The organism is Bacillus cereus group sp. N14, assembly GCF_016483555.1.
GTDB classification, from domain to species: domain Bacteria; phylum Bacillota; class Bacilli; order Bacillales; family Bacillaceae_G; genus Bacillus_A; species Bacillus_A wiedmannii.
The window spans coordinates 406,055-425,836 of record NZ_JAEHBQ010000001.1 but is presented as its reverse complement, the minus strand read 5'-3'; the positions used below and the strand labels follow the sequence as shown (position 1 = coordinate 425,836).

Genomic DNA, 19,782 nt, shown 5'->3' with positions numbered 1-19,782 from the left:
TTATAAGTTTAGTAAATGTCCTAATTTGTTTACTTTCGTTTGTAAATACGTTTTATTCTCTTCTTTTGTTGGCATTTGCAATGGAACACGCTCGATTACTTCTAAATCGTAACCTTGTAAGCCAGCAATTTTTCGCGGGTTATTCGTTAATAATCGTAACTGTTGTAAACCTAAATCTTTTAAAATTTGAGCGCCAATACCGTAATCACGCAAATCAGCTGGGAATCCAAGTTTTTCGTTTGCTTCTACCGTATCGAATCCTTCTTCTTGTAACTTATAAGCGCGAAGCTTATTAAGAAGGCCGATGCCTCGTCCTTCTTGTCTCATATAAAGAAGAACGCCTTTTCCTTCACGTTCAATTTGAGCAAGTGCAGCATGGAGTTGTGGTCCGCAATCACAGCGGCATGAGCCAAATACATCTCCTGTTAAGCACTCTGAATGAACGCGTACAAGTACAGGCTCTCCTGTTGAAATATCACCTTTTACGAGTGCGATATGCTCTTTCGTATCTAATGAATTAGAATAGCCAATTGCATGGAAAGTACCGAAATCTGTAGGTAATGTAATTTCCACTTCTCGCGTCACTAGTGTTTCATGGTGGCGGCGATAAGCAATTAAATCTTCTATTGTAATCATTTTTATATCAAATTGTTTTGCGCACTGTAGTAAATCAGGTACGCGAGCCATCGTACCGTCCTCATTGATAATCTCACAAATGACTCCAGCTGGTTCTGCTCCGCAAAGCTGTGCTAAATCGACGGCAGCTTCTGTATGACCAGCACGGCGCAAGACACCGCCTTCTTTCGCAATTAATGGAAAGATATGTCCAGGACGATTGAAATCAGCACCTTTTGATGCAGGGTTTAATAATTCTTGTATCGTAGTTGCCCGTTCGTGAGCGCTAATCCCTGTTGTTGTAGAAACATGATCAATACTCACTGTAAATGCAGTATGATGCGCATCTGTATTATGAGCTACCATTGGTTCTAATTGTAGACGTTCTGCGTACCCTTCCGTAATCGGTACACAAACGAGACCACGCCCATGTGTAATCATAAAGTTAATCGTTTCTGGCGTAATATACTCTGCTAAAGCGATAAAATCGCCTTCATTTTCACGGTTTTCATCATCGCATACGATAACGACTTTTCCTTGTTTTAAATCTTCTAGAGCTTCTTCAATACGATGAAACATAATGATTCCCCCTTATAGAAATCCGTTTTCTTGTAAAAAGCTTTCGCTCATTGAACCTGTTCGTTTTACAGGTTTAGAAATAAAGCGTTCGATATATTTACCGATCATGTCACACTCAATGTTTACGATGTCACCGGCATTCTTTTCTCCGATAACAGATTCACTTACTGTGTGCGGGATGAGTGAGATTGTGATGGAAGATTCGTCGATATCAAATATCGTTAAACTCGTTCCATCAACAGCAACGGATCCTTTATGCAAACAATAGCGCAGCAATTCATCAGCAATAGCTATTTTGTAATAGACGGCATTATAGTGCTGTTTTTTGTTTAATATCGTTCCGATGCCATCAATATGTCCTGAAACGAAATGCCCACCGAATCGTCCGTTTGCAGCTATCGCCCGCTCTAAATTTACTTTACAGTGTGGTTTAAGCATGCGAAGTGATGTTGATTGCATCGTTTCAGGCATTGCATCCACTGTGAATGAAGCTGTTGTGAAACTCGTTACAGTTAAGCAAATACCGTTAACCGCGATACTATCACCTAAGTGAACATCTGATAAAATTTTATTCGCATGGATCGTTAACTTCATCGCTTCTCCGCTTTGTTGCATGTTTGCAATCGTTCCTAACTCCTCTACAATTCCTGTAAACATTCCGTCACCTCACTTCGGGCATTCGCAACGATTTTTATATCATCACCAACTTGTTTCATCTCTTGAATTTCCAAGGAAAGTGCATCATGTAATGCTGCGAAACCATTTCCCCCAAATAAAGTAGGGGCATCTTTCCCGCCAATTAATTTAGGGCTTATATAAGTTACAATTTCATTGAGATGTTTTGTTTGTAAGAAGCTTGCATGAACTGTTTGACCACCTTCAACGAATAGAGAAAGAATTTGCTTCTCGCCAAGAAAGAAAAGGAGGTCCTTGATTTCTATATGTTTTGTTTTCATTTGGAATATAGCTATATTTTCAGATTCATAAGAAGCTATTTTCTCTTTATTTACATCCTTACCGACAATAATCCATGTCGGTGCTAAACCATCTGTTATGACATGAGAAGATGGTGGCGTTCGTAAATGAGTATCTAAAATAACACGAATAGGATTTTTACCCCCGTTAGGAATTCTTGTCGTTAAATGCGGATTATCAGCTATAACTGTATTCACTCCAACGAGAATCGCATCATGTGTATGACGATATTGGTGAACATCAGCTCGTGCTTCTTCACCTGTAATCCACTTACTTTCCCCCGTGACAGTTGCTGTTTTTCCATCTAAGCTCATCGCTGTTTTTATTGTTACAAATGGACGCTTCGTTTTCATGTAGTGAAAAAAGAAACGATTTAATAAGGTGGCTTCTGTTTCAAGAACACCGGTAGCTACCTCGATGCCAGCTTCTTCTAATCTCCTTTTTCCAGTACCAGAAACGAGAGGATTGCAATCAAGAGTAGCAATTACAACCCGTTTGACTCCTTTTTTGATGAGCAATTCACAGCAAGGTGGTGTTTTTCCAAAATGGCTACACGGTTCAAGTGTTACATAAACGGTGGCTCCTTTTGCTTTTTCACCAGCCATATGAAGCGCGTGAACTTCTGCGTGTTCTTCACCAGCACGTAAATGAGCACCAATACCGACGATGTTTTCTTCTTTTACAACAACAGCACCAACCATAGGATTTGGACTTGTTTGTCCAGATGTTCCTTCTGCTAACTGCAGGGCAATCCTCATATATTCTTGATCTGTCATTCTCTTCACCTCTCCTGAAAAAATCAAAAAACCCCAAGGATTTTATATCCTTGGGGTTTGGGAGACGTGATTTCTAGAAATATAGTTCGAATACGAAAGTACAGGAAAGAAACCTAACGATGATTGGTATTTTTGCATAAGGAAAAATACTAGCAAAAATATCGGATTTTTCAAACGCTAGTCGTATCTTTTTATTTCAGTATAGAAACATAAGTATACAAAATAAAACATATATAAAGATTCAAAACGAAACTTTAAAAATATGCATACTGAAATAAAAGTGTATTCGCTATATAAAATTACTAGAAAACATATCCTTCTCCCATCCAGACTATACTGTCGGCCCTAGAGTTTCACTAGATCCACCGTTTTCGAGTTGAAAACGGGTCACGGACTTAGAAGTTTGCACTTCATCACCGCCGGTTGGGAATTTCACCCGACCCCGAAGGATGTTGTTTGCTCAAATTATAGCACAAAAAAAATAAAAGGCTAGAAAAAAATATTCGAATGTGAAGAATTGTGTGAAAATATATGTAAGTTGGAATGAGGACAAAAGTACGAGGAATGTTGTAAGGAAAAGGGGGACGAGAGTTAATGAAAAGAAAAAACATGCACAAAAAAATGTGCATGTCACATGTGAAATTATTCTGCCTCTGGTGCTCTAACGACAGACTCGAATTTCCCTTTATGCGAAGCATCGCAATAAGGCATATTTTTTGATAAACCACAACGGCATAAAGAAAATGCCGGTTTTGCTGGGAATACATTCCCTTGTGAATCGACTAATTCCACGTCCCCTGTAACGCGAAAAGAGCCATTATCATTTACTTTAATTTGTACTTTCGCCAACGCCATCCCTCCTTCCCAAACGCTTAATTTCATCATATAATTAAGAGAAGTACTTGACAATATAAAGTGAAACTTTAATTAGTGGGGGAGGTATCCCCACTAATTATTAGTTGAACCAATCGGGCTTTTAGGGGCAGTTAATTTCCCACCTAACTTCTTTGTTTTAGCTGAGTTTTGAGGTGGGAGTTTTACTGCCCGCAAATAGCGGGGTAAAATGAGCACTTTCTTTGGGAGAGAAGAGAGTGTTATAATGTTTTTTATAACTGACTAGAGTAAGGTGACGAGAGATGGATAAACAATTACATACATTACGAAACATTGCAAATGAGCGCACGTGGGCATCATTTTTGAATGATAATCATCCATATAGTTTGTTACATTGGTCCATTGCAGGTGTAGGGCAAGAGGCAAAGGATGTTTGGTTACTTCAAGATGAAGTAACATTTCAAACGACAGAATTTCCAACGTTAGATGATGCAATGCAATGGATTTCTGTAAATATGGAACAAGTTACAGACGTTTTAGCGCAATAAAAAAACAGGCTTATGCAAGCCTGTTTTTTGTTTCTTTTACATATGAGTTTAAAAATTGATCAACGGCTGCTTCATACTCTTCTTTATTTTCGTTATAAGAGCAAGCGTGTGCACCGCGTTCTGCAATATAAAGTTGTTTATTGTTTTCTTTTGCTTCATATAGTGATTTCGTCATATCAGCTAAAATATAATCATCATCTTTACTATGAATAAAGAGGACGGGATTATTAATATTTTTTATACAATCGATTGGTGAAACTTCGCGAATCGTATAACCGTCACGTACTTTTAAAAAAGCATTTGCTAAAGGTAATAAAGGCCATTTAGGTAAATGGAATTCAACCTTTAAACGGTGTTGTAATTGCCCGTAGAAATCAGAAAAAGGACAATCTGCAATATAGAAATCAGCACCATCTTCTACAAGTCCTGCGTATTGAAGAAGTATTGCAGCTCCCATAGATTCACCATGAATACCGAGTGTTATATTTGTTCCAAAGCGACTTTTTAGCCAGTCAACTACAGATTTTAAATCATGTTTTTCATAGTATCCATAGCTTGTTGTTTTTCCGCCAGTTTTACCATGACGACGATGATCATAAATAACGACATTATACCCTCTGTTTAAAAATAACCTTGCATATTTTACAGAGTTCATTTTATTTACAGTTACGCCGTGACAAAAAATCATAAACTTATTGGAATGACCAGCAGGAATGTAATATCCGTGAAGATCATATCCGAATTGCGAAGGAATATGAATTTCTTCTTTATGAAGAGCATCAAAATCCTCTAAACGAAAATGTTTTTTCGTTTCTCTTTCGAGTACTTCTTCCTCTGTTTTTTTCTTTAAGTACATCACTTTATTTGTAAAGAAAATCCCAAGGGCAGTTATCGCACCTAGTATAGTAAACAATGCTGCAAAAAAACGTTTCATACTTTACCTCATCCTCCAAATACCGTTACATGTGATACACTTACATTGTATCACAATGATAGAAAAGGGGAGAAATAGGAAATGGTGTATATACAAAAAATTACGCCAGCGATGAAAGAAACAATCCGAATGTTCATGTGTGAGAACTGGGGGAGTTCATTGATGGTTTCACGTGGTAAGGGGCATCAGTTAGAAGAGTTGCCAGGATTTGTTGCGCTCTCGGATGACAGAATAATCGGAATTATAACGTATGAAGTGACCGGAAATATGTGTGAAATTGTATCGTTAGATAGCTTTGAAGAAAGAAAAGGAATAGGGACGAAACTTGTAGATTGTGTATTACAAGTTGCAGAAGAAGAACGGTGCGGGCGGGTTTGGCTCATAACAACAAATGATAATATGAATGCGTTACGTTTTTACCAAAAACGTAATTTTATGATGACTAATTTATATGTGAATGCAGTGGAAGAGGCACGAAAAATAAAGAAAGAAATTCCGCGTATCGGATATGATAACATCCCAATTTTACATGAAATACAGTTGGAGTATCGTTTAATAAACTGATGTAACAATTTTCAGAAATATAAGTTATTAACCTTGACGAATATTGTAATTTAGGTTACCGTAAAATTGTAATCTATTACCATATTAAGGGGTGACGATGTGGCAACTATACGTGATGTTGCAAAATTGGCAGGTGTTTCAGTCGCAACCGTTTCACGAGTTATTAATGAAAAAGGATACGTTCATGAGGACACAGTAAAACAAGTAAAGGAAGCAATTGAGGAATTACGTTATAGGCCAAATAATGCAGCAAAGCCATTATTTAAAGAGAATTCAACGATAATTGCATTACTTGTAGATAATCTATATGACCTATCAAACATCACTTTGCTACATTGTATTGAGGAAATAGCATATAAAGAAGGATATCAAATCATTGTTTGTAATATAGAGAATAAAGATAGATACATATATATGTTGAAGGAAAATAACGTTGCAGGTGTTATTTTAACAAGATCCGTTTTTAAAAGTATAGGAGAAATTCCACTTCCGTTTGTTGTGATTGATGAAAAAAAATCCCATGCAAATTATTATGAAAGTGGACAAAGAACGGTTTCTTTATTAAAAGAAAAAGGCTGTCAATTTCTTGCTTATTTCGATGAGGGAGAAGATAGTGAAGAAATGGAAGAGCACATATCAGGATTTTTAGACGCTGTTTGGGAGGAAGGGATCTCTTATCGAGAAGTATGTGTACAAGGGTATACGAATAAACAGTTTATTACATTCTTACAAACTTACCCGTATATAGATGGAATTGTAACTTCAAGTGAAAAGGTTACTTTTGAGTTAATTCAAGCAGCGAAAAATTTCAATATCCGTATACCGGATAAGTTGAAAATTATTGGACCGAACGGGAGCATAGACAGTGAATGGATAGGCTCGTCACTCATGAAAATTGAAAGTTGCGCCGAAGAAAATGGGAAAATAGCTTTACAACAATTAAAAGAAAAAATAAAAAAGTAAAAGGTGCGTATAAAACGCACCTTTTATAATGTAATTGCGGTAATAAAGCCGAATATAAGTAACGGTATATTATAATGCAGAAAAGTTGGTACACATGTATCCCATATATGATGGTGTTGACCATCAGCATTTAAACCGGATGTTGGCCCAAGTGTACTATCTGATGCTGGAGATCCCGCATCGCCTAGCGCTCCAGCGGTACCGATAATTGCAATTGTGGCCATTGGACTAAATCCAAGCTGCATGCAAAGAGGCACAAAAATTGTTGTTAAAATAGGGATGGTTGAAAAGGATGAACCAATTCCCATCGTAACGAGAAGTCCAATCACAAGCATAAGAAATGCAGCGAGTGGTTTGTTATTTCCAATTATATGTGCACTCGTTTGCACAAGAGATTCAACATGTCCTGTTTTTCGAAGAACAGCGCCAAATCCAGCGGCAGCGATCATAACAAAACCGATAAAGGACATCATGCGCATTCCGCTTGTTAATATCGCATCTGCTTCTTTAAGAGGTAGACTACCACTTACTGATAAGACGATAATCCCCGCTAAAGCACCGAAAATCATTGATTCTGTTGCTAATTGAACAGTTAATGTGGCTATGATAGATAACAATCCGAAAGTAATGCTACGTTTTGTATAGGGAACGATTTCATTTGCGGTAGTATGAACTTGTTCTGTTTCATACGTACGAGGTTTCCGGTACGTAATGAATACCGCTACACATAATCCAATAATCATACCGATTGCTGGAATAGTCATTGCTTTTGGAATAAGTGCGACATCAAATGTAAGACCACTTTGCGCAGCATTTGTTTGCAATACGTCATGATAAATTTTTCCGAACCCTGCTGGAATCCACATATAAGGAGTAATCAATCCGAATGTAATAATACATGTAACAAGTCGGCGATCCACTTTCAGCTCATTTAATACTTTTAAAAGTGCTGGAATTAAGATAGGGATGAAAGCGATATGAACAGGAATCACATTTTGTGAGAAACAAGCCATCGTTAAAATGATGAATAAAATTAGTATTTTAGAATAAACTTGTTTTTTCGTGTCTTGTTCATTGCCAATCCATTTTAGTGCAGTTTGAATCATGGCATCTGGAAGTCCTGTTTTGGAAAGGGAAATAGCGAAACCGCCAAGCATTGCATAACTTAAAGCGATTGGAGCACTGTTTCCAAGGCCAGTTGTAAAAGTGTTAATAGTTTCTGAAATACCGAGTCCACCGATAATTCCGCCTGTTAAAGCTCCAACAATGATGGCGACAATGACCTGGACACGTAACAAACTAAGCAATAGCATAACTGCTACTGCGACGAGTACAGCATTCATAATAAATGTAATCTCCCTAAAATTTTATTGTGCTAAGGCAAGTAAATATGAAGCACTTTACTATATTTATACATAGTTGCGACATATTATTATAAATTGTTTTCTATGAAATGTAAAAGAGCCTTTTGTTACTAATGTTGAAAAGCTAGCTCTTGTTTAATTGATTGTAAAGAATTGGCGAATAATTCTGGTTCTTCTAAATCAGGAGAATGTGCTGAATTTGGGAACCAAATCATTTTTTTTATGGGGGCTTCTATCACATCACAATATTCCTGAACGAGAGCATAAGGAGTTTGATAATCATAGCGACCAGAACAAAAATAAACCGGAATAGATAAGCTTGAAATAGAAGAAAAGAAATCGATTGTCAACATTTCTTCCCATAAAACGCCAGATTTTAAATTTCCTGCGAGAAACTTGAACCAATCTAATAGCGTATATTCAGGGGAAAAGAAGCCTTTTCGTATGAAAGAAAAGGAAGATCCGTTTTGGATTGCTCCGCCGAATGTGCCAAGCCACTTTCTTTGAATAATAAGGCGTCTCGTATCTAAAAATGGTGGTTTGCCTAATTTTAAAAGGGACGCTAATGCTTTTTTATGATCATGTTTTTTTGCAGAACGAATTAAATGCTGATATAGCAATTCTTCGTTTTGTTTCATATGTACAATCTGCCCAATACCGATGTAAGCCTCGATATACTGTGGATATTGATGTGCTATGTTAAGCCCAATAATACTTCCCCAAGAATGACCAGCGAGAAATAGTTTCTGTTTATTGAATTTTTTAAGTACATATTGAATCACTTCTTTTGCATCGGAAACGAATTGTTCGATTGTAAAAATTGCTCCGAAATCTTTCATTGAAAAGGATTTTCCTGCCCCGCGCTGATCCCAATTAATAACGATGAAGTGTTTCTCCAATTCTTTTTGAAAATGACGAATAAATCCGATTTGTGCCATGCCCGGCCCGCCGTGACAGCATAATAAAATAGGCTGCTCTACGTTTTGCCCACGCATAAGGAGAGTTTGTTTTCGATTATGAATCATAACGCTTTCCATCGTAGCGATACTATTAGGAATGAATTGTTTATTTTCATTATAAAACTGTGGGGTATAGCTACGAAAAAGCATATGGAAAACCTCCTTTTCTGAAATCGTATGAATCGCACAGGCTATTCGTTTTGCATATACTGTTAGAAAATCATTGTAACATACCATACTAGTGTCATTTCAACACGGGAGGTGGGAAATTGTGACGATTGGAGAAATTATAGATTGTTTAAATAGACGTGAATCCATCGCTATTATAGCAAAACGTCTTGAAATAAGCCCGTATACATTATCAAAGAAATTAAGGTTGATTGGATACGAATATGATGGAGAACAGAAAAAACGTATTTTTGTAGGAGATGGAGAAGAACCGCGTCACTTACAACTCCAAGAAGCGACAGCCCTTCAATATGCGACAACGGATTATCAATTATTAATTTATGAACAATTACAAAGTATTTATGAGCTATTAAGAAAGAGGGAAGAAGTAATTGCGCCCATTATGAATATAAGTACAGAAAAAAAGAAACGTACTTTTTCTATTAATAAAGAAATATTAGCAAAATTAGACGCTATATCAGAATCGAAAGGAATTCAAAAATCTAAACTTGTAGAAGAGGCGTTACAACAATTTTTACAACAATATGATTTTAACAAAACATCAAATTTTGATAACTAAAGAAAAGGATACTATGTTCATTGTAAGAACGAGTATCCTTTTTAGGTTTTACTAATATTGTGGATTAAGTATAAGTGCGTATCCTTTACAATAAAAATCTGGATCGCATATTAGGGAAATACTTAATTTACCTTTTGAATTCTTCCATCAATAACTGGCTGAATTGGTTCTTTTAATTGCTTTACGTAATCGACTAGTGCTTCAAAGTCGTTTGGACCAGTTTCTGAATTCTTGCCATTTTTAAATGATACGAATCCGTCACCGCCAGAAGCTAAGAAAGCATTCGCAACTACGTTATACGTTTTAGATGGAGATAACTCTTCGCCGTTTGTTAAACGTATATTTGTAACTTTTTCACCGTTTGGTTTGTTTGCATCCCACGTATATTGAATACCTGAAATTTGAAGCATTCTTGTCGTTCCTTTTTGCCATTGCTGATTTAAAATGTCGCGAATATCTTGACCTGTTAAATCTACTTTAATCAATTGGTTTCCAAAAGGTTGAATACCATATAATTCGCCCCATGTAATATCGCCAGCATCTAAGTCATTACGAATGCCGCCCGGATTCATAAGTGCGATTTGAGTTTGCATCGTTTGGCGCTGGGCATCGGCAACTAAATTTCCAAGAGTGGACTCACCAGCATCATTTTGTTTACGGTCGATAGGTGCTGTAGATTTTCCTACAACTTCATTTACAAGTGGTGCGATTTTTTCTTTATATTGATCTAGTTTTTGCTTTACTTGTTTATCAGGTTCTACACCTTCATGATATGTTGTAATTACTTCAGCTTTTTTCTTTACAATATCTTTTGTTTTACGATCAATTGTTACATCTACGTCTGAGAAAGCTGTTCCATAAGAGTTCGCTTGGACGATTAGTTTATTATTTACAGTACCATTTACATACGTGTGACTATGTCCACCGAAAATAACATCAACTTCCGAGTCTGTTTCATTTGCAATTCGAGTAAGGTCTCCATTTGTCACGCCAGAATCATCAGTTGTTCCGCCGACATGGGCAAGGACGATGATGGATTTAACACCGAGACGCTTTAATTGCTGCGCTGATTTATTAATTGCTGCTACTTCGTCAGTGATTTCTACATTTTTAAGCATAGTAGGCATAACGACATTTGGTGTATCAGTTGTAACAACGCCAATGAATCCTACAGGCACACCATTTACCATTTTTACAGTAAATGGCGGTAAAAATAGGCGACCGGTTGATTTGTTATAGAAGTTTGCAGCGACATAAGGGAAGTTAGCACCTTTGAAATTCCCTGTTTTTTCGTGATATCCACCGTAAATGAGGCGTTTCATTTCATCGATACCTTCATCAAATTCATGGTTTCCGATTGTACCAACATCAAACTTTAAGTCATTTAAAAATTCAATTGTAGGCTCATCTTGTAATAATGCTGAAACTGGTGGGCTAGCACCTACAATATCACCAGCATGTACGAGAAGTGTATTCGGGTTTTGTTTTTTCCGATCTTTTAAATAAGTAGCTAAGTAATCAGCGCCACCAGCTTCTTTATTATAAATTTTTTTAACAGTATCTAGTTGTCCATGAAAATCATTAATACCAAGCATTTGTACGTCTATGTAGCGGTTTTGTTCAGCTGGAGTCTGAGATGGGGGAGCGGCAAATACGCTTGAAAAAGTAATGGTGCTTAAAACGGCAACAGCAGGAATGATTTTTTTCCACATAATTCATTTCTCCTTTTTTTATAATCTGACATCATACGACATAATTTTAATAGATTCATAGGATTATATCTATATAAAAATTTAGTTTTTTCGAAAAATTAACATATTTACAAAAGATGAATAATAGAGTAATGACCCTTTTTTGTTGTCGATTTCATCGTGTATCTACTATAATGGAGAAAAAAGTAAAAGGTGAGTAGCATGAAGAAAAAGAAACAAAGACAAATGCAAAGACAATCGCAAGTGAATAAATTAGAGAAAGAGTCGCTTACATTAGGCGATCAATTAAATGATTCACTCATGCAGCAATTAAAGAATAAGAAGAAAGAATTGCAAGTGAGAGAAGAGGAAAAAGAGGCAGCTGAACTGGAAAGAAAGCGCCAAGAACAAAAAGAACGTGAAAAGAATAAATCATTTGAAGAACTGTTAAGTGAAAGTAGCCTTACTTGGAAAGACTTTAAATAATATAAAAAATGATCAGTGCATACCGCTGATCATTTTTTTGACGAGCTTGTAAGAAAAGGGGAGTTTTAATGAGAAAAATTGTAGTCGTTCCGCATGAAAATCATTGGAATGAAAAATTTCAAATAGAGGCCGAACGATTAAAATTGGCGATGCCAGAAATGGTGAAAGTCCATCATATTGGAAGTACATCAGTGCCAGGACTGGCAGCTAAACCAATTATAGATATGATTATGGAAGTAGAGAGTATCGACAGAGTAGATCATTGGAATGAACGTTTTGAAGAGCTTGGTTATATCGTAAAAGGGGAAAATGGTATTTCAAGACGTCGTTATTTTATTCATGGAACGGAGGAAAAACGCTCGTATCACTTACACGTTTTTGAAAAAGGAAATCCCGAGATAGTAAGGCATTTAGCGTTTCGTGATTATATGATGGCTCATTGTGAAGAAGCAGAGGCATATGCAACCTTAAAGAAAGAATTAGCCGAAAAATATACATATGATGGCACGTTATATACGGAAGGAAAAAATGAGTTTGTGCGTAGTGTTGATGAAAAAGCGAAAGAATGGAGAGAAGGAAATATGAATAATTGAGTTTGCGTTTTAGTGTATAAAATTATTATGTAAACTGTACATATGTTTTGACTTTTTGGTTGAATCTTGTTGAAATAAAGTGGTGGCTTATAAAAAATGTAAGAATGAAAGGGAGACGACTGTGCACATTCCAACAACTACACTTCATAATGGCGTAAAAATGCCGATGATTGGTCTAGGCGTTTATAAAGCGAAAGAAGGCGACGAAGTAAAACAAGCAGTAAAAACAGCGTTAGAAGTTGGATACCGTTCGATTGATACAGCAACTGTATATGAAAATGAAAGCGGTGTCGGAGAAGCGGTTCGTGAATCAGGGATTCCGAGAGAAGACATATTTATTACAACAAAAGTTTGGAACGACGATCAAGGATACGAGGAAACACTTGAGGCGTTTGAAAAAAGCTTAAAGAAATTACAAATGGACTACGTAGATTTATATTTAATACATTGGCCAATTAGAGGGAAGTATGTCGATACGTACCGAGCGCTAGAAAAACTGTATGAAGAAGGTAAAGTGCGCGCGATTGGTGTTTCAAATTTTCATAAACATCATTTAGAACTGTTATTACCAAATTGTAAAGTGAAGCCGATGGTCAACCAAGTGGAACTTCATCCGATGTTAGCGCAATTTGAATTGCGTAATTTCTGTCAAGGTGAGCAAATTCAAATGGAAGCATGGAGCCCATTAATGAGAGGCGGGGAAGTATTTCAGCACCCGATTATTCAGGCCATTGCTACGAAATATGAAAAAACACCTGCGCAAGTTATATTAAGATGGGATATTCAGAGCGGGGTAGTGACGATTCCTAAATCTGTTACACCATCCCGTATTAAAGAGAATTTTACTATCTTTGATTTTTCACTAACAGAAGAAGAGATGACTCAAATTAATACGTTAAATCGTAATTTACATGTAGGAACGAATCCTGATAAATATGATACGCTATAAAAAGACGCTACCGGTATGGTAGCGTCTTTTTAACGATGTAAAGCGTAAGTATCACATTTAGAAATTTGCTGAAGTTGTATATATTCTGCTGTTGTTAACTTTTTTTGTTTACTAGCCTGTACATTTTCTTGCAATTGTTGAATAGAGCTTGCACCAGGTATAACAGCTGCAACAGTTTCGTTATGTAAGCAATATTGAATAGCTGTTCCTGTTAGAGAGCTTTCTCCGATTATTTCTTTTACATTCGCGAGTGTCGCATATAATTCATCGTAAGAATAAGAAAGATAATTCTTTTCTTTTACTCTTTCTATCTTTCTTGCATTATTATCAGTTAAAATTCCTTTTGCAAGTGGCCCACGAGCAATAATGCTAATTTGATGTTCACTTAGAAGTGGGAACCATTCTTCAGGGCGACGATTTAAAAGGCTATATTCCATTAGCACACTAACGATATTTGAACGTTTAGCATATTCACGGATAACATTTGGACGTATAGAAGAAATACCGTAATGGCGAATAATACCTTCTTTTTTTAATTCTTCAAAGGCTTCAATTGTTTCATCTATTGGATCTTCAATCGTCCCGCCGTGAAGTTGATAAAGATCAATATAATCAGTTTGAAGTCTACGTAAACTTTCTTTCACTTCAGCCTTTATGTAATTTTTAGAAGGATCCCAAGACCACCCGTTTTTTTCTTCTGTCCATCGATTTCCAACTTTTGTTGTAAGAACAATTTGGTCTCGTTTCCCTTTTAAGGCTTTTCCAACAAATTCTTCGTTTAATCCATAATCATATAAATCCGCTGTATCAAAAAAATTGATTCCTAAATCGATTGCTTCATCGATAATACGCATAGCTTCTGTTTCAGATGTACCGAGAGACATGCAGCCAAGGCCCATTTCTGTAACAAACAAATCTGAGTTTCCTAATTGACGTTTTTTCATAGGTCAACCTCCTTACCTTTATTGTACGAAAGGAAAAAGAGGTTGACAAACGTTTACTTTTTACCCCGCTTTAACGGGCAGTAAGACCCCCACTTTAAAATTCGGCTCATACGAGGAAGTTAGGTGGGAGATTAACTGCCCGTAAAAGCCCGATTCGTTCAACTAATAATCAGAGGGGATGAACAAAACCCCCTCTGATTAAAGTTTCACTTTATTTGCTGTAATCCACTCTTGTACAGTTGTATACTCTTTGCTATATTGTTTTAGTTTATGGCGAATTTGCCATGCTTTTCCGACTAAAGTGACGCGATTTGGTAAAATATAAACTTTCATTTCTATCACGCTCCTTTCAATGTGGTAAAATGTATGAGGAAAGAATAGGAAATAGAACAGGGAGATGAAGTAGTATGAGTAATCTTGCAGAGAGAACAGTAAAAACTGAGCCAATTTTTGATGGTAGAGTTATAAAAGTTCGTGTTGATGATGTAGTATTACCAAATGGAGCAATGAGTAAACGTGAAATTGTAAATCACCCTGGTGCAGTTGCTATTATTGCTATTACTGATGAGGGGAAAATTGTGCTTGTTGAGCAGTATCGTAAAGCGCTTGAAAAGGCGATTATAGAAATTCCGGCTGGCAAGTTAGAACCTGGTGAAAAACCTGAGGTGACAGCAGTTCGTGAATTAGAAGAGGAAACAGGATATGTATGTGAAAATATGGAGCTTATTACTTCTTTCTATACATCTCCAGGATTTGCAGATGAAATTTTATATGTATATAAAGCGACAGGTTTGACGAAAAAAGAAAATAAAGCCGAGTTAGATGAAGATGAATTCGTGGAATTGATGGAAGTATCGTTAGAAGAAGCGATTATTCTTATGAAAGATCTTCGTATTCATGATGCGAAGACGATGTTTGCAGTACAATATTTACAACTACAAAAATAAACACTCGCCAAAGGCGAGTGTTTTTTAATTGATTTTTGCGTATACGCGTGCATCACGTAAGCTACCATCTGGTGCTATGAAATCATTTTCCATTGTACCTTCTAGAATAAATTCTAAACGTTCTGCTAGGTTACATGCATTTGCATTTGTTGCATCAGTACGAATTTCAATTCTTCTAGCACTTAGCTTATCAAAGGCAAATTGAATGGCACCTTTAATGGCTTCAGTCATATAGCCTTGTTTTGTATAAGCGCTATGCAGCCAGAAGTGAAGTGAAAACTTTGGAATATCCCAGTTTTCAGGCTTGAGCGTTATAGCTCCGATGAATGTACCAGATACTTTATCGTATAAGTGAAAATCAAGTGTTTCACGAAGTAAAAACTGCCCGTGAGCGTTACGAACGATTTCTTCAGCACTTTCTTCTGTTTCAGCGTTAATTGGCATCCACGGTACTAAGTCTTCTAGAGAAGCTTGGATTGCTTCATACACTTCTGCACCATCACCTGGAAATGGCTTACGAACTTGTAAGCGTTCAGTTTGAAATAATGTTGGAAAATCTAATAATAATGGTTTCAAGAGAAATCCCTCCTATTCTCTACTTTTTAGTTTAGCAAAGTAGAGCGGAATTTCAATGTTAATTCGTCATACTTTTTTCTTTCTTTCATACATTTTTAGTAAGAGTGTGAACGGAGGGAAGAAAAATGTGGAGAAAAACTTGGCAAGACCGTGTAATGTCTCACATACAGGAAAACTCTTCATTATATATATTTAACGCTGTTTTATTATTGATGGGAGTAATATTTGGGGCCATTCTTGTAAATAGTTTACAATTAAATCAAAAACAAGATTTATCATTTTATTTACAACGTTTTTTTGGACAAGTTTCTAAAGGAGAATTTGCTATTGCGAGCGAAATGTTTCGAGAAAGTTACTTTTCGCAATTAAAATACATTGGATTTATTTGGATTTTGGGGATTTCAATTATTGGATTGCCACTTATTTTTATTTTATTATTTGTAAAAGGAGTAGTTGTCGGATTTACAGTAGGTTTTTTAGTCAGTCAGCATGGATGGAATGGATTATTATTAGCATTCGTTTCTGTATTGCCACAAAACCTCATTATTATTCCAGTATTTCTCGTTATGACAACAATTGCCGCAAGCTTTTCCTTACGCATGATTAGGCATCAATTTATCAGGAAAATAACCGAGCCATTATTACCATTATTAATTCGTTATACATGCTTCTTTCTTGTAATTGGAGCGGTGTTAGCTCTTGCTTCTAGTGTAGAAGCTTATGCATCACCAGTTTTAATGAAAGAAGTCGTTGAGGCTATTAATAAACAATAAATACTTTTTGAGAATAATTATCAATTTGTTTTTATTGTTTTTCTTTTGACAGAAGCCCTTCTTCTGATATAATGGTGTAAGAGTGGCGAGGAGGGAGTAGTACCGAATGGAAGAAAGAATTGAACGAATTAAGAAGCAATTACATGCAGCGAGCTACAAATTAACACCGCAACGTGAAGCAACAGTTCGTGTGCTGCTAGAAAATGAAGAAGATCATTTAAGCGCAGAAGATGTTTACCTCCTTGTAAAAGAAAAGTCGCCAGAGATCGGATTAGCAACCGTCTATCGAACTTTAGAACTATTATCTGAGTTAAAAGTTGTCGATAAGATTAACTTCGGAGACGGTGTTTCACGCTATGACTTACGCCAAGAAGGTGCGCAGCGTTTTCACCATCATTTGATTTGTACACAATGTGGTGCTGTACAAGAAATACAAGAAGATTTACTTGGTGAAGTGGAAAGGAAAGTAGAACGTGACTGGAGCTTTAAGGTGAAAGATCATCGTTTAACATTCCATGGGATTTGTAAAAATTGTCAAGAAAATGAAACGGATGAAAAATAACCTTTTCCTATTTATCTAGGAAGAGGTTTTTTATTTGAATAAGGTATAAATTGGTGAAAGCTTGGCATATGTTGTAATAACTTATATTTTGGAGGAATTTACAATGCGCCGAGCTTTAAAATTAACTTTTGATGGGATAAAAGTATTTTTATTATTTACAAGTTGTACGATTTTGTTTTATTTCGCTATACTATGGATAAATGAAGAATATGAAAGTTATCATCGTTATGAAAAACCAAAAGAAGAGACTGTAGAAAAAGTATCAGGGAATGAAGAGCCGGCAAAGGATGCTTTCGTAAATAGAATGATGTTTTTCTATGAAAATGGGGAGTAGTGTAGATTGGAAGATCAATTAAAAGATTTTATTCATTATATGGTTGTCGAAAAAGGGCTAGCGAAAAATACAGTAGTATCTTATGAACGTGATTTAAAAAGTTATGTAAAGTATTTGCAAAATGTAGAACAGGCGAAAAGCTTTCATGAAGTGACACGCTTGCACATTGTTAATTTTCTGCAGCACTTAAAAGAAAACGGAAAATCTTCGAAAACATTAGCACGTCATATTGCATCGATTCGTTCGTTTCACCAATTCTTACTTCGTGAACGAGCGGTAGAGCACGACCCATCCGTACATATTGAAACGCCGCAAGGAGAACGGAAATTACCGAAAGTGCTATCAATCGATGAAGTAGAGGCGTTACTTCAGACGCCAAAAATGACGAGTGCTTTTGGGGTTCGTGACAAAGCGATGCTAGAGTTATTGTATGCAACAGGACTTCGTGTTTCGGAATTAATTGCCTTAAATTTAGAAGATGTACATTTAACGATGGGGTTTGTTCGTTGCATAGGGAAAGGGAATAAAGAAAGAATTATTCCACTAGGAAGTTTAGCGACGGAAGCGATTCAAAAGTATATTGAAAAGGGAAGAAGAGAATTGATGGGTAAAAAAGTAGTAGATGCACTCTTTTTAAACCATCATGGGAATCGATTATCAAGACAAGGATTTTGGAAAATTTTAAAACGATTGGCGAAAGAAGCAAATATTGAAAAAGAGCTTACACCACATACGTTGCGCCATTCTTTTGCTACGCATTTATTAGAAAATGGAGCAGACTTGCGTGCTGTGCAAGAAATGCTAGGACATGCAGATATTTCAACGACGCAAATTTATACGCATGTTTCAAAAGCTAGATTAAAAGATGTATATAAACAGTTTCATCCGAGAGCATAGTTACTATGCTCTTTTTTTCATAGATTCAAAAGGCTATAGTACTTCACAAAAACTTCACAAACATTTCGTACATTGTTTTCAGCAGAAGACTAGAATATTACAATGTATTTCCTCTATACTAAATAAGGTATGAAGGAGGAAATGATGATGAAAAAACTTATTATGACTTTATTTATCGCGATGCTAGCATTGGCTGGCTGTAATACAAACAAAGAAGAACCGAAAAAAGAACAGAAACTAGAAGCTGTAAAAGTAGCAGTTCAAACAAATCCGAAAGAAATTAAACCTGGTGAAAAAACAGAAGTACAAGCACTTGTTACACAAGGAAAAGAAAAAGTAACAGATGCTGATGATGTAAAGTTTGAAATTTGGAAAGCTGGCGACGAAAAGCACGAGATGTTAGATGGGAAGCATAAAGGAAAAGGTGTTTATGCAGTAGAGAAAACGTTTGAGACGGATGGAGTGTACCATATTATCGCTCACACAAATGCACGTGAAATGCATGTTATGCCAGAAGTAAAAGTGGCTGTAGGAAATGCGAAAGTAGAAGATGCGAAAAAAGAAAATAGTGATCACGGTGCAGGGCATGGCGATCATAAAAGCGATACAATGATCCATCTTATGGCTGGTGATATAAAAGCAAATGCTGAATCAACTATGAAAGTTCATTTAAAACAAAAAGAAGAAGCGTTAACTGGTGCTGAAGTACAACTTGAGATTTGGAAAGATGGTGTTGAAAAACACGAATTTATTCCAGCGAAAGAAGGAAATAAAGGAGAGTATGAAACGAAACATACTTTCAAAGAAAACGGTTCTTACAAAGTGAAAGTTCATGTTAAAAAAGGCGAACTACATGAACATAAAGAAGAAACAGTAGAAATAAAATAAAAAGTAGCTCTTTAGAGCTGCTTTTTATTTTTATTTTTATTCCGTAAACGTCCAATTGATGAGGGCTAATAATCAGTGGAGAAGAACTAAACTCCTGCTAATCAAAGTTTCACTTTATATGAAGAAATAAATCATAAAATAATTAGCACTTATTTGCATAATGGATTACAATAGAAGTGTGAAGAAAATGAGAAATTCTACGAAAATGTATTAAAAAGAAAGCGTAAACATGTTATGATATCAGTATCAGATGTCTGACATCTGACTTAGAAAAAACTAGAAA

General features: G+C 36.1%; 24 protein-coding genes and 1 riboswitch. Of the genes, 13 read left to right on the top strand and 11 right to left on the bottom strand.

Features of this window, described 5'->3' with window-relative positions; translation table 11 throughout:
• From ribBA to JDS82_RS02165, 4 genes are all read right to left on the bottom strand, one after another.
• Positions 1 to 1,194, bottom strand: coding sequence for a bifunctional 3,4-dihydroxy-2-butanone 4-phosphate synthase/GTP cyclohydrolase II (ribBA, locus tag JDS82_RS02180; protein WP_199712535.1), 1,194 nt, complete (start codon positions 1,192 to 1,194; stop codon positions 1 to 3).
• A 12-nt stretch (positions 1,195 to 1,206) separates the two neighbouring features.
• Positions 1,207 to 1,851 (bottom strand): riboflavin synthase, encoded by a 645-nt coding sequence (ribE, locus tag JDS82_RS02175; protein ID WP_088091751.1) that lies wholly within the window; start codon positions 1,849 to 1,851, stop codon positions 1,207 to 1,209.
• Complete coding sequence (gene ribD, locus JDS82_RS02170) at positions 1,833 to 2,945, bottom strand: bifunctional diaminohydroxyphosphoribosylaminopyrimidine deaminase/5-amino-6-(5-phosphoribosylamino)uracil reductase RibD (RefSeq protein ID WP_199712534.1); 1,113 nt, start codon at positions 2,943 to 2,945, stop codon at positions 1,833 to 1,835. Before ribD ends, ribE begins: the two co-directional genes overlap by 19 nt.
• A gap of 310 nt (positions 2,946 to 3,255) precedes the next feature.
• Positions 3,256 to 3,399, bottom strand: a riboswitch (FMN riboswitch).
• Positions 3,400 to 3,587: 188 nt separating this feature from the next.
• Positions 3,588 to 3,794: a CDGSH iron-sulfur domain-containing protein gene (locus tag JDS82_RS02165; RefSeq protein WP_001151582.1), complete on the bottom strand. Its 207-nt coding sequence runs from the start codon at positions 3,792 to 3,794 to the stop codon at positions 3,588 to 3,590.
• A gap of 287 nt (positions 3,795 to 4,081) precedes the next feature.
• On the opposite strand from JDS82_RS02165, the gene JDS82_RS02160 reads away from it, so the two are divergent.
• On the top strand, positions 4,082 to 4,327 hold the full coding sequence (locus JDS82_RS02160; RefSeq protein WP_000360794.1) for a DUF2552 family protein: 246 nt from the start codon (positions 4,082 to 4,084) through the stop codon (positions 4,325 to 4,327).
• 10 nt (positions 4,328 to 4,337) lie between these two features.
• Here JDS82_RS02160 and JDS82_RS02155 read toward each other — a convergent pair whose 3' ends face one another.
• Positions 4,338 to 5,261, bottom strand: coding sequence for an alpha/beta hydrolase (locus JDS82_RS02155; protein WP_098058183.1), 924 nt, complete (start codon positions 5,259 to 5,261; stop codon positions 4,338 to 4,340).
• Positions 5,262 to 5,342: 81 nt separating this feature from the next.
• On the opposite strand from JDS82_RS02155, the gene JDS82_RS02150 reads away from it, so the two are divergent.
• Entirely contained in the window at positions 5,343 to 5,825 is a 483-nt protein-coding gene (locus tag JDS82_RS02150; protein WP_000262551.1) for a GNAT family N-acetyltransferase, read from the top strand.
• Between the two features lie 99 nt (positions 5,826 to 5,924).
• Positions 5,925 to 6,788, top strand: a complete 864-nt coding sequence (locus JDS82_RS02145; protein ID WP_000201337.1) for a LacI family DNA-binding transcriptional regulator — start codon at positions 5,925 to 5,927, stop codon at positions 6,786 to 6,788.
• Between the two features lie 23 nt (positions 6,789 to 6,811).
• Here JDS82_RS02145 and JDS82_RS02140 read toward each other — a convergent pair whose 3' ends face one another.
• Both JDS82_RS02140 and JDS82_RS02135 read right to left on the bottom strand, forming a co-directional pair.
• Positions 6,812 to 8,131, bottom strand: a complete 1,320-nt coding sequence (locus JDS82_RS02140; RefSeq protein WP_199712533.1) for a Na+/H+ antiporter family protein — start codon at positions 8,129 to 8,131, stop codon at positions 6,812 to 6,814.
• Positions 8,132 to 8,262: 131 nt separating this feature from the next.
• Positions 8,263 to 9,261: an alpha/beta fold hydrolase gene (locus tag JDS82_RS02135; RefSeq protein WP_088091748.1), complete on the bottom strand. Its 999-nt coding sequence runs from the start codon at positions 9,259 to 9,261 to the stop codon at positions 8,263 to 8,265.
• Positions 9,262 to 9,382: 121 nt separating this feature from the next.
• Here JDS82_RS02135 and JDS82_RS02130 point away from each other — a divergent pair, with 121 nt between their 5' ends.
• Positions 9,383 to 9,859 (top strand): ribbon-helix-helix domain-containing protein, encoded by a 477-nt coding sequence (locus JDS82_RS02130; protein WP_048562375.1) that lies wholly within the window; start codon positions 9,383 to 9,385, stop codon positions 9,857 to 9,859.
• Between the two features lie 122 nt (positions 9,860 to 9,981).
• On the opposite strand, the gene JDS82_RS02125 is transcribed toward JDS82_RS02130, so the two are convergent.
• Positions 9,982 to 11,571: a bifunctional metallophosphatase/5'-nucleotidase gene (locus JDS82_RS02125; RefSeq protein WP_199712532.1), complete on the bottom strand. Its 1,590-nt coding sequence runs from the start codon at positions 11,569 to 11,571 to the stop codon at positions 9,982 to 9,984.
• A gap of 201 nt (positions 11,572 to 11,772) precedes the next feature.
• Between JDS82_RS02125 and JDS82_RS02120 the strand changes: the two genes are divergently transcribed.
• From JDS82_RS02120 to JDS82_RS02110, 3 genes are all read left to right on the top strand, one after another.
• Entirely contained in the window at positions 11,773 to 12,036 is a 264-nt protein-coding gene (locus JDS82_RS02120) for a YqkE family protein (protein WP_016086415.1), read from the top strand.
• 68 nt (positions 12,037 to 12,104) lie between these two features.
• Positions 12,105 to 12,629, top strand: a complete 525-nt coding sequence (locus JDS82_RS02115) for a GrpB family protein (protein WP_088059589.1) — start codon at positions 12,105 to 12,107, stop codon at positions 12,627 to 12,629.
• A 121-nt stretch (positions 12,630 to 12,750) separates the two neighbouring features.
• Positions 12,751 to 13,578, top strand: coding sequence for an aldo/keto reductase (locus JDS82_RS02110; RefSeq protein ID WP_048562379.1), 828 nt, complete (start codon positions 12,751 to 12,753; stop codon positions 13,576 to 13,578).
• A gap of 29 nt (positions 13,579 to 13,607) precedes the next feature.
• On the opposite strand, the gene lolS is transcribed toward JDS82_RS02110, so the two are convergent.
• Both lolS and mciZ read right to left on the bottom strand, forming a co-directional pair.
• Positions 13,608 to 14,522: an aldo/keto reductase gene (gene lolS / locus JDS82_RS02105; RefSeq protein WP_000747223.1), complete on the bottom strand. Its 915-nt coding sequence runs from the start codon at positions 14,520 to 14,522 to the stop codon at positions 13,608 to 13,610.
• A 198-nt stretch (positions 14,523 to 14,720) separates the two neighbouring features.
• Positions 14,721 to 14,855 (bottom strand): Z-ring formation inhibitor MciZ, encoded by a 135-nt coding sequence (gene mciZ / locus JDS82_RS02100; RefSeq protein ID WP_098058182.1) that lies wholly within the window; start codon positions 14,853 to 14,855, stop codon positions 14,721 to 14,723.
• A 74-nt stretch (positions 14,856 to 14,929) separates the two neighbouring features.
• On the opposite strand from mciZ, the gene JDS82_RS02095 reads away from it, so the two are divergent.
• Positions 14,930 to 15,469, top strand: coding sequence for an NUDIX domain-containing protein (locus JDS82_RS02095; protein WP_000067040.1), 540 nt, complete (start codon positions 14,930 to 14,932; stop codon positions 15,467 to 15,469).
• A gap of 24 nt (positions 15,470 to 15,493) precedes the next feature.
• Here JDS82_RS02095 and JDS82_RS02090 read toward each other — a convergent pair whose 3' ends face one another.
• The gene (locus tag JDS82_RS02090; RefSeq protein WP_000803489.1) at positions 15,494 to 16,045 is read right to left on the bottom strand and encodes a GNAT family N-acetyltransferase; all 552 of its coding nucleotides are present in this window, start codon (positions 16,043 to 16,045) and stop codon (positions 15,494 to 15,496) included.
• Positions 16,046 to 16,200: 155 nt separating this feature from the next.
• Between JDS82_RS02090 and spoIIM the strand changes: the two genes are divergently transcribed.
• The 5 genes from spoIIM to JDS82_RS02065 all read left to right on the top strand — a co-directional run bounded on the left by spoIIM (position 16,201) and on the right by JDS82_RS02065 (position 19,499).
• Positions 16,201 to 16,818, top strand: a complete 618-nt coding sequence (gene spoIIM / locus JDS82_RS02085) for a stage II sporulation protein M (RefSeq protein WP_226544967.1) — start codon at positions 16,201 to 16,203, stop codon at positions 16,816 to 16,818.
• Between the two features lie 106 nt (positions 16,819 to 16,924).
• A complete protein-coding gene (gene fur, locus JDS82_RS02080) occupies positions 16,925 to 17,380 on the top strand; it encodes a ferric iron uptake transcriptional regulator (protein WP_000392657.1) in 456 nt (151 codons plus the stop codon).
• A 103-nt stretch (positions 17,381 to 17,483) separates the two neighbouring features.
• On the top strand, positions 17,484 to 17,714 hold the full coding sequence (locus JDS82_RS02075; RefSeq protein ID WP_001250432.1) for a YqzK family protein: 231 nt from the start codon (positions 17,484 to 17,486) through the stop codon (positions 17,712 to 17,714).
• A gap of 6 nt (positions 17,715 to 17,720) precedes the next feature.
• Positions 17,721 to 18,611: a site-specific tyrosine recombinase XerD gene (gene xerD / locus JDS82_RS02070; RefSeq protein ID WP_000390083.1), complete on the top strand. Its 891-nt coding sequence runs from the start codon at positions 17,721 to 17,723 to the stop codon at positions 18,609 to 18,611.
• 144 nt (positions 18,612 to 18,755) lie between these two features.
• A complete protein-coding gene (locus tag JDS82_RS02065) occupies positions 18,756 to 19,499 on the top strand; it encodes a FixH family protein (protein ID WP_199712531.1) in 744 nt (247 codons plus the stop codon).
• Positions 19,500 to 19,782: the final 283 nt, after the last annotated feature.